Raw genomic sequence first — 9,396 nt, 5'->3', positions numbered from 1 at the left:
GAAGGATCGGACAAGACGACGCGGCCAGGGAGGCAGCGTTCCAGCGGCGGACGCCAGCGCACCCATGTGGAGGGCGTGTCCGGACGGGAAAGCAACCTCGCGCTTGCCCGAGAACGATATCCCGTGCAGATGACCGACGACCGTCCTTCGTTCGGGACGGGTCTGATCGAAGACGGCCTTGAACCGTGGGGAAGCAGGGACACCGCTACGGTCACCAGCAGCGCATGATTACCGGCCATGCGGGTTGCTTCGTCGTCCCTCAGGCTGGCGAGCCATCCGACGGCGGCGATGGCCCCAGGTGAGGCCGCGGGCGACGGCTTCCGTACGCCCGTTGGTATGCCGCGCCACGGCGTGCGCGATGTTCACGTCCGCCTTCGTCGGCCTTATCGTTTTTACTGCCATCACTCTTCCGTCGATTATGACTCCGTCGATTATGACAGATTTATAACGCCCGCCCTGGTTTCGAGTTCGGATCCGGCGCATGGAACCAAAGACCCGCCGCGGCGATTGAGCGTCCATGATAATTAATCCGATAATCCGGTCCTGCATCGCAGCCGCTGCAGTCGCCTTGATCGCTGCGGCCGCGCTGTATTTGCTGCCGATCGCCAAGGACTCGAGCGTACGCGCCGATGCGGGCGTCACGACCAAAAGGACCGCGGAGGCGGCGGGAGCGACGGTCCTGCCCACCGATCCCAAGCTCAAGATCGAACCGAAGTAAGTACAGGGAAGACGACTTCAGATGCGAGCGAGCCTTCCAGTCGGCAGCACATCGTCTCCGCCGGCAAAGGGAGGCTGGTTCGCTCGCTTAGCCGTGGCCACCTCGCGCGTGTCCGGGCGGCCGGCGACCTTTCTCCTTGCCGTCGCCGTCGTGGTGATCTGGGCGGTCACCGGACCCGTGTTCGGTTTCAGCGATACCGGGCAGCTCGTAATCAACACGGGGACGACCATCGTCACCTTCCTGATGGTCTTCCTGATCCAGGCGACGCAGAACCGCGACACGCTGGCGCTACAGTTGAAGCTCGACGAGCTCATTCTCGCGACCAAGAATGCGAGAAACCAAATCGCCGGCATCGAGGAGGCACCGGACGAAGAGATTGAGAAGGCCAAGGCGGAGTTGCTGAAGCGGACAGGGTAGTTGTCGTCATTCGCCCCCTACGTCGGCGCGCTCGCCGCGTTTCTCGCCTCGCTGTCCTACATCCCCCAAGTGCGGAAGGCTTGGCCTCGCGGGTCCACTGACGATCTTTCCCTCGGTATGCTCGCGGCGCTCACGCTCGGTCTCTCGCTCTGGATCGTCTACGGCGCCATCCAGGGGGATTGGGTCATCGTCTGCTCCAATGCGGTCGGTGCCACGCTCGCCGGCGTCGTCCTGGCCTGCAAGCTCCGCGACCTCAAGTCGACCGGCAGCAGCTGAGGAACGAATCCCTCTGCGCTCCGTTGGGGCTGGTTTTCGGGGATGAGCGATGCCAAAAGAGGATGAGCTCAGATACGGCCCACCCGGTGTCCACGCGGTCCACCTCTGCGTCGACATGCAACGCATGTTCGCGGAAGACACGGAATGGAAGATGCCGTGGCTGCCCCGCGTCCTGCCGAACGTCGTGGCGATAACGGCCGCGCATCCGGAGCGCACGCTCTTTACCCGCTTCATTCCGGCGAGAGCTCCCGGCCAAGGCGTCGGCATGTGGCGCCGTTACTATGAGCGCCGGAGCTCGATGACCATCGACGAGCTCGGTTCCGACATGATCCATCTTTACCGGATCTCGCCCGCTTCCTTCCGCCAGCCGGCACCTTCGACAAGCACGTCTACTCCCCCCGCAGGGGCAGCGATCTGCACGCGCAACTGCGCGGTGCCGGGGTCGACACCGTGATTATCACGGGCGGGGAGACAGACGTCTGCGTGTTGGCGACCGTGCTTGGCGCGGTCGACTGGGGTTTTCGCGTGATTCTCGCCACCGATGCGGTCTGCGGCTCTGCCGACGAGACCCACGACTCCATGATGAATATCTACGCAAACCGGTTCGGGCAGCAGGTGGAATGCATCAGCACGGAGAGGCTTCTCGCTAGCTGGCCGGGCACGGCGAGGCCGTACTCATGAGCGGACCTTATCTCGTCCAGATGCTGCTTCCGAAAGAGACTGGCCATGGCGAGAAGGTATCGAAGGCTTGGTTCGACCACCTTCTGAAGGACCTGACCGACAAGTTTGGCGGAGCCACTAGCTTCTTGCGGGCGCCCGGCGAAGGCTTATGGGACAGCGGCGGCGGCACCGAGCGTGACGCCGTCGCCGTCGTCGAGGTCATGACGGATCAGCTTCTTCCCGATTATTGGCGCGCACTACGCAAACGCCTGGAGGCGGAGCTCGTTCAGGACGAGATCGTCATCCGCGCCCAGGAGATCATCCAGCTTTGACAGGATGGAACCGACTCCCCCGCGGGCCGTTTGACGTGCGAACCTGAAGCAGGAGGACGCCATGGGCTTTTTCACCAAGGACATCAAGACGCTGAATGACCTGTTCGTGCACACCCTCAAGGACATCTATTACGCGGAGCAGCAGATCGCCAAGAACCTTCCGGACATGATCGAAAAGGCGGCCGACCCCGGCCTCAAGAATGGATTCCAGACCCATCTTTCCGAGACTAAGGGGCAGATCACGCGGCTCGAGAAGGTCTTTCAGATGCACGGCGCGGAGGTGCAGGGTGTCGACTGTCCCGCCATCGACGGCATCTTGAAGGAAGCAAGCGACGTCGCGGGCGACGTCGACGACAAACAGGTCCTTGATGCCGCACTCATCGCGGCGGCGCAGGCCGTCGAACACTATGAGATCACCCGCTACGGTACCCTGATCGCCTGGGCGAAGATGCTGGGCCGCGACGACTGCGCTTCCGTGCTGCAGCAGAACCTCGACGAGGAAAAGGCGACGGACGAGAAACTGAACACGATGGCGCTGCGCAGCGTAAATCAGAAGGCCGCTTAAGATCGCGTGGGTGGAAGATATGGACGACGGCAATCCTGAGCGACGTCGGCGAAAAGCACTGGACGGCTGGAGCCTCGCGGCTGCGCTCGGATTGATGGCGGCAGCCTTCCTGGTCGACCGGCTTGTGCCGCCGTCAGCCGACGATCGGTCCAAGCCGGATGCGGGTCCCGGTTCGGAAGACGGTCCTCCGCCGTCCAAACACTTGCTGCCCGCGCCGAATTCGAAGCGCGACGCCTCCGTGGCCGGGCTCGCCTTCGAAGCGGCAAACCGCGGTCGCCAGGCGAGTTCTCCTTCGGAAATTCCAACGCGAGGCTGGAAGGACATCCTGCTGAGGGTGTACGCGAACATCGGCGATCACCGCATCTTGGCCCTCGCCGCCGGCATGACGTACTACAGCATCCTTGCGATCTTTCCCGCCTTGGCCGCGCTGGTCGCCATCTATGGGATCTTCACCGATCCGGGCAGCATCGCAAAGCATCTCGACGACATCTCAGGTTTCGTGCCCGGGGGCGCCATCGACGTCGCGCGCGAGCAATTGACGCGCGTAACATCGAAAGGAAACCAGACGCTCGGGCTGACCTTCGCCATCGGCCTGGCCATATCGCTCTGGAGCGCGAACGCAGCGATGAAGGCCCTGTTCGACACGCTCAACATCGTCTACGGCGAAACCGAGAAACGTGGCTTCGTTTTACTGAACGCCCTGTCGCTCGCCTTTACCATCGCCGGCATTGCCTTCATGATCTCGGCGCTCGCCGCTGTCCTCGCGCTGCCGGTCGTGCTCGACTTCCTGTACCTTTCCGCCTTCTCCGATCTTTTGATTCGGGTCGTCCGATGGCCGGCCATGTTCCTCGCGTTGGCCATCGCCATCGCCTGCATCTACCGCTTCGGGCCCAGCCGCGCCGCGCCACGATGGCGCTGGATCACTTGGGGCAGTTGCGCGGCGACGCTTTTTTGGCTCGCAGCCACCGGCCTGTTCTCGTTCTACGCGTCTCACTTCGGCACATTCAACGCGACCTACGGCTCGCTTGGGGCGGTGATCGGCTTCATGACCTGGCTGTGGATCTCTGCGATCGTCATTCTTCTCGGCGCCGAGCTCAACGCCGAAATGGAGCACCAGACGATCCGGGACACGACCACGGGCGCTCCCAAGCCACTCGGAACGCGAGGAGCCCGGATGGCTGACACCGTCGGTGCCGAGAAGGCGGCCTAGAGGCGGTACCCCGGCGACATCAGCAACATTTGCAGCAACGTTCGACGCTTTGCATCCCGGTCGCTGGCCGGATCGAAAGAACCAAAGGCGGCGGACGGCGTTTTACAGATATGTCAGACGCTTTCCACTATTTCCGGGCCTACGCCGTCCGAGCCCTCTGCAAGGCTCGTTCGATGCCGCAGGGCAGGATGAAGCATCTGCGACGTGTGGCCGGTCGAATCTACAATCTCCTGAAGAAAGAGGCCGCTTACGGCCCGAACACGGAGCACCTGGAAGATTTTCGGGCAGCGCGGAAACTAGAGGCTTCTCTGGATAGTCGGCCCGACGGCGTTCCGCCCCTTGAAAGTCCCTTGACTGCGCCGAGACAGCAGGTTGCGGGAAGGAAGGCTCGTTAAGTGGCTCTCGTCGACGGTCGCGCCGTAGCAAGCCTTCTGCGAGAATACGCACAGCGAACCGCCCTGCGCGGCGGCAATCCCTACCGGGCTAAAGCCTACTCGCGGGCCGCTGACAGCTTGGGTGCCCTTGCTGTCCCTCTTCATTCGCTAGTCGCCGAAGGGCGGCTTAGGGAGATCCCCGGCGTCGGCGACGCGATCGCCGACATCATCACCAAGCTGCATAAGACCGGCACGCACCCGAGCCTCGAGAAGCTGCGGAAGGAGATTCCAGGGGGGGTCCTCGAGATGCTCGCCGTCCCCGGTCTCCGCCCGGAGAAAGTGCTCCGTCTCCACAAGGACCTCGGCATCGCTTCGCTCGCGGAATTGGAAGCCGCCGCCAAGGACGACCGCATCAAGAAGGCCAAGGGGCTAGGCAGTGCGCTGCAGACCAAGATACTGCAGAACCTGGCCATCGCGAGAAGCGGAGAGGGCCGGCTCCATCTGCACCGGGCTGCCGCATTGTTCGGGCACGCCAAGGATTCGATCCGGAAGTTCAACCCCGAGCTCAAGCGCGTCACGATTGCAGGCGACTTCCGGCGCGGCTGCGAACTCGTCGGCGACCTCGCGATCGTCGCCGAGACTCCCAAGGCCGCCAAGCGGCCGGCCGCGTTGGCGGACGGCTTACAGATACGCCTGTCCGACCGAAAGCACTTCGGCGCCACTCTCCTCTTTGCGACTGGCTCTGTCGCTCATGTCGAACAGCTTCAGGCGCTGGCCGCGAATAAAGGAATGCGACTCGAAGCCGACGGCTTGCACAAGGGCCGCACGCTGATCGCCGGCGACGAGGTCGACATCTACCGCGCTCTCGGCTTGCCCTTCATCGATCCCGAACTCCGAGAGGGTCGTGCCGAGATCGAACTGGCTTTGAAGGGCAAATTGCCGAAGCTGGTCACGGACCAGGACCTTCGTGGAATCCTGCACTGCCACACGGATGCATCCGACGGCACCGAGACCCTGGAGACCATGGCCAAGGCCACGCGCCAGCGTGGGTTCGAATATTTCGGCGTCGCCGATCACTCCAAGTCCGCGCACTATGCGGGTGGTCTTTCAGTGGAGGAGATCGCGCAGCAGCACAGGGAAGCGGATCGACTGAACAAGCGTTTCGGCAAGGATTTCGGGATATTCAAGGGCATCGAGTCGGACATCCTGGCCGATGGCTCGCTCGACTATCCGGATGAGGTGCTGGGACGGTTCGACTTCGTGGTCGCGAGCATCCACGGTCGCTTCAAGCTGGACCGCAAGGCGCAGACGCAGCGCCTGCTGCGGGCGATCTCCGATCCCCACACGACCATCATCGGCCACATGACCGGACGCCAGCTCCAGCGGCGCCCCGGCTACGAAATCGATGTCGAGAGGGTGCTGCGGGCCTGCGCGAAGAATGATGTCGCCGTCGAGATCAACGCGCACCCATGGCGCCTCGATCTGGACTGGCGCTGGCATCAGGCCGCACTCGACTTCGGCTGCATGATGAGCATCAATCCCGATGCGCACTCGATTCCCGAGCTCGATCATATGCATTGGGGCGTCGAGATGGCACGCAAGGGCGGCGTCCCAGCGGATCGAGTCCTGAACGCCATGTCGCTGAACGACATCGAACGATATCTTTGCCAGAAACGGCGCTCGTTCGGCGGGGCTGCCTGACCCACCCGCTCAATCTTTAACGTCATATCTGCCTTTAATGATTTTGCTCTGCTTGGCAACGAGGGCATCGAGTAGGACGCCTAACGCAAAGCCACCTTGCGGAATATTGAGCCGTGCCGTCGTTGCGCATTTTAGGTGCCGAGCAGGAACATTACCGCCCGTGGGATTACCCCGGGCCCATCTCGGTCGGAGAGGAAAATGACGCTTTCATTCCGGCCTACAACTCTGACCCCCAGTCGTCCCGAACGGGCGCGGTGACTGGTTTAAGCCGCCAGCTCCCAAGCTGAGGCTGTTATCCAGTGTTTCAAGGACTCGAAGGAACGAATTAGCAAGGGTGAGTTCGTCTGAAGCACAATTCAACAATATAAGCTTGAGGTCGAACATGACGCGATCCGTGGAGGAGCTGAGGCGGGAATCCGAGCGAAATCGTGCCGAGTTGCCGCCACCGTCGGCCTATTGAAGCAGGGGATCTCCGACACGACGCAGGATCTTCGCGAAATCATCTCCCTCGACACATCAAGTCCGAGGTCACGGGCTACGTCAGCGACAAGGCTCGGGGCTGGATCGAATATCTCAAGCAGAAAGCGATCGACAATCCGATGGGTACGGTCGCGGCAGGTACCGCACTGGCCGTGCCGCTTGCTCAAGTTGGCGCGCGGAGTTCCTCTGCCGCTTCTGAATGGTCGCCGCGGGTCTTGTCCTGACCTCCAAACAGTACGAGATCGGGCCGTCGATGCGGCTGCGCCGATAGCTGACAAGGCAGGGCACCTGTTCGACCAGGCTGCCGGCACAGTCCACGCGGTAAGCAGCGGAGCGCAGCAACAGATCTCCGAGACCAAGCGAGGACCGTCAAGACGGCGGGCGACGCCAAGGACGCGTTCATGGACGTGGCCAGCGGAGCCACCGCGCAGGTGGGCGATGCCGCGGGCAAGATCGGAGACCGTATTGCCGGCGGAGTGGGGGCCGTCCAGGACGCGGTTGCCGCCGCGCCGGAACAGGCGCGCCAGACCATCGCAGACAACGCCGCGTTGATCGGCGGCCTCGGTATCGCGATCAGCGCGATCATCGCGGCGGCCCTCCAAGAGACCAATATCGAATCCCGGACCGTCGGCCGAGCCAGCGACAGCATGAAACGCGCGGCAGGCGAGGCGGTTCAATCTGGACTCGAGGCAGCCAAAGACGCGACGTTGTCGGCAGCGGATGCAGCCGCGAACAGCATCGGCGAAGCCGATCTCGGCGCGCACGCCAGCCGCATCACGCAAAACCTGGCCGGCACCCTCAAGGAGGCGGCGGCGAAGTGGTGGACGCCGCGCTCGCTTCTTCCGGAAGTTCCAACATTCGAGAGGAGAGGAAATGAGCGATTCAGATGTGATCAAACCCGCCAACTTCGGCAAGAACAAGAACCCCGGCGATCTGAAGCAGCAGATCGGAGATGCGGGGTCCGAACTGAAGCAGCGGGCCGGCGAAGCTTTCCAGGCATCCAAGGACATGGCACGCGACAAGCTCGCCGAAGCGACCGATGCCGCCCAGGATGTCGCTAAAGGAGCTGTCGAACAACTCGAAGACCGGACGCACGAGCAGCAGCAGAGCGGCGCGCACCACGTAGATCGTCTCGCCGGCAACTTCCGGCAGGCTGCTAGCGCCTTCGAGAAGGACGTACCTTTCGCCGCCCGCGGCATCACCTCCGCGGCGGCTTACGTCGAGGAGGCGGCCGAGAAGATCCGGGACGGCAGCTTGCGCGATCTTCTCGACGGAGCGACGGACTTCGCGAAGCGGCAACCGGCGGCCTTTCTCGGGATTTCGGTGCTGGCAGGCTTCGCAGCCGTGCGGTTCCTGAAGGTTTCAGGAGCAAGCACCTCCTCATCGCGGACGGACGCTTCGGGCGGACGGGCGTCAGCCGCGCGGCCATCGCTGCAAGGTGGCGCGTCATGAGCATCGAGCGGGACGTCAAGACGGGCAGAACGATCTTGGGAACATTTACGGACTGGTCGGCGACGCCATGTCTCAGTTCGCCAAGCTTCTCCAGAACCAGCTCGATCTGGCGAAGGCAGAAAGTCGGGGAGAAACTTCAGAAGCTCGGCGGCGGGCTAGCTCTTATCGGCGCGGGTGCTGTTCTCGTCATTCCGGCTCTCGTCATGGCGCTGTTCGCGTTGTCGTCGGCCCTGATCGGTGCGGGATGGTCTCAGCCGCTGGCATATCTGACTTCCGCAGTCATCGCCGGTGCCGTATCGGGCGCTCTATTCGCCGTCGGCGTAGGCCGGCTCAAGGCGGGAAACCTGGTGCCGCGGGAAACGATCCGCCAGCTCGAAAAGGACAAGAAACCGCGAAAGGAATGGCCCAATGAGCGGCACCTGCACCGGCTTCTTCGACAGTCTAATCTCGGCTGCCCGGGATAATCCGCTTTCCGCCGCCCTGATCGGGGGCGGGGCCCTTTGGTTGCTCGTCGGCGACGAGAAGATGAGAGGGGGCCGCGCGTTCGGCGGCTACGACGGCATCCGATGTCGTAGACAGCGGTATCTACAGTCTGCGTGCGGGCGCGTCGGAAGTTCAGCGGACTGCGGCGCCTCTGACGGCGCCTGAGATGGATCACAATCCGAAGCAACTGGTGATACGCTCCGCGCGCTGCCGGCGCTCCGACCGCTTCCATGTCAAAGTAGCGGATCAGGTTCAGGACCGCTTCGACGAAGGTGTCGCATTCGCCCGCGAGCAGCTCGGCAAGCTGGGCAATCCGCTTCCGAAAGACGGGCTTTTCAAGGCTCAATGGTCACTGGCCAATCTGCTGGAGAGAGAGCCGCTGCTGGTTGGCGCGATCAGCCTGGTGATAGGTGCCGCTATCGCCGGAGCATTTCGCGTCTCCGACCTGGAGAACGAATACGTCGGGAAGCTCAGCGACGGTCTGAAAGACGATCTCGGCAAGCGGGGAACAGCGGTGTCCCAGGCGTTGCGCGAAGCGTCCGACACGGTCATGGCCGAGGCTGGCGACGCTGGAGCCGAGGCGGCGGATCGGGTGAAGCGAGCGGCGGCGGACGCGGGCGGAGCGTTCAAGGAGAAGGTGAAACCCGCTTGATTTCGTAGGAGGCAAACCTATCCTTGGCTCCCGGGCTCGACGCGTTTATTCGCAAAAACCGTCTCGTTTCAGAAGC

Annotated in this window: 11 protein-coding genes and 1 pseudogene; all 12 read left to right on the top strand. The window is 62.9% G+C overall.

Annotated features, from left to right (window positions below; all coding sequences use genetic code 11):
- On the top strand, window positions 1-228 hold a 228-nt coding region (locus tag JOY90_RS16430), incomplete at its 5' end, for a hypothetical protein (protein WP_291692170.1).
- A gap of 340 nt (window positions 229-568) precedes the next feature.
- Window positions 569-718: a hypothetical protein gene (locus JOY90_RS16425; RefSeq protein WP_291692169.1), complete on the top strand. Its 150-nt coding sequence runs from the start codon at window positions 569-571 to the stop codon at window positions 716-718.
- Between the two features lie 21 nt (window positions 719-739).
- Window positions 740-1,135, top strand: a complete 396-nt coding sequence (locus JOY90_RS16420; protein ID WP_291692168.1) for a low affinity iron permease family protein — start codon at window positions 740-742, stop codon at window positions 1,133-1,135.
- Entirely contained in the window at window positions 1,136-1,411 is a 276-nt protein-coding gene (locus tag JOY90_RS16415) for a SemiSWEET family transporter (RefSeq protein WP_291692167.1), read from the top strand.
- A gap of 49 nt (window positions 1,412-1,460) precedes the next feature.
- Window positions 1,461-2,092: pseudogene (locus JOY90_RS16410) on the top strand (cysteine hydrolase family protein).
- Window positions 2,089-2,403, top strand: a complete 315-nt coding sequence (locus JOY90_RS16405; RefSeq protein WP_291692166.1) for a hypothetical protein — start codon at window positions 2,089-2,091, stop codon at window positions 2,401-2,403. The pseudogene JOY90_RS16410 and the gene JOY90_RS16405 overlap by 4 nt, the downstream one beginning before the upstream one ends.
- Before the next feature lie 61 nt (window positions 2,404-2,464).
- Window positions 2,465-2,968 carry a ferritin-like domain-containing protein gene (locus tag JOY90_RS16400; RefSeq protein WP_291692165.1) on the top strand — a complete coding sequence of 168 codons (504 nt, stop codon included), beginning with the start codon at window positions 2,465-2,467 and terminating at the stop codon, window positions 2,966-2,968.
- 19 nt (window positions 2,969-2,987) lie between these two features.
- Window positions 2,988-4,178, top strand: coding sequence for a YihY/virulence factor BrkB family protein (locus JOY90_RS16395; RefSeq protein WP_291692164.1), 1,191 nt, complete (start codon window positions 2,988-2,990; stop codon window positions 4,176-4,178).
- A 395-nt stretch (window positions 4,179-4,573) separates the two neighbouring features.
- Window positions 4,574-6,253 carry a DNA polymerase/3'-5' exonuclease PolX gene (locus JOY90_RS16390; protein ID WP_291692163.1) on the top strand — a complete coding sequence of 560 codons (1,680 nt, stop codon included), beginning with the start codon at window positions 4,574-4,576 and terminating at the stop codon, window positions 6,251-6,253.
- A gap of 1,368 nt (window positions 6,254-7,621) precedes the next feature.
- Window positions 7,622-8,185, top strand: a complete 564-nt coding sequence (locus tag JOY90_RS16385) for a hypothetical protein (RefSeq protein WP_367276948.1) — start codon at window positions 7,622-7,624, stop codon at window positions 8,183-8,185.
- Window positions 8,182-8,649, top strand: a complete 468-nt coding sequence (locus tag JOY90_RS16380; RefSeq protein ID WP_367276947.1) for a phage holin family protein — start codon at window positions 8,182-8,184, stop codon at window positions 8,647-8,649. Before JOY90_RS16385 ends, JOY90_RS16380 begins: the two co-directional genes overlap by 4 nt.
- Before the next feature lie 185 nt (window positions 8,650-8,834).
- Window positions 8,835-9,320: a hypothetical protein gene (locus JOY90_RS16375; protein WP_291692162.1), complete on the top strand. Its 486-nt coding sequence runs from the start codon at window positions 8,835-8,837 to the stop codon at window positions 9,318-9,320.
- Window positions 9,321-9,396: the final 76 nt, after the last annotated feature.

The sequence above is a fragment of the Bradyrhizobium sp. genome (genome assembly GCF_019242285.1).
Taxonomy (GTDB): Bacteria; Pseudomonadota; Alphaproteobacteria; order Rhizobiales; family Xanthobacteraceae; genus Bradyrhizobium.
Note: the sequence above shows the minus strand (reverse complement) of the source record. Positions and strands in the feature narration are given on the sequence as shown.

What these genes read in the sequence shown, in the direction of transcription:
- JOY90_RS16420 (WP_291692168.1), top strand. Translation starts at nt 740, where the DNA reads ATGCGAGCGAGCCTTCCAGTCGGCAGCACATCGTCTCCGCCGGCAAAG.
- JOY90_RS16405 (WP_291692166.1), top strand. Translation starts at nt 2,089, where the DNA reads ATGAGCGGACCTTATCTCGTCCAGATGCTGCTTCCGAAAGAGACTGGC.
- JOY90_RS16400 (WP_291692165.1), top strand. Translation starts at nt 2,465, where the DNA reads ATGGGCTTTTTCACCAAGGACATCAAGACGCTGAATGACCTGTTCGTG.
- JOY90_RS16395 (WP_291692164.1), top strand. Translation starts at nt 2,988, where the DNA reads ATGGACGACGGCAATCCTGAGCGACGTCGGCGAAAAGCACTGGACGGC.
- JOY90_RS16380 (WP_367276947.1), top strand. Translation starts at nt 8,182, where the DNA reads ATGAGCATCGAGCGGGACGTCAAGACGGGCAGAACGATCTTGGGAACA.
- JOY90_RS16375 (WP_291692162.1), top strand. Translation starts at nt 8,835, where the DNA reads ATGGATCACAATCCGAAGCAACTGGTGATACGCTCCGCGCGCTGCCGG.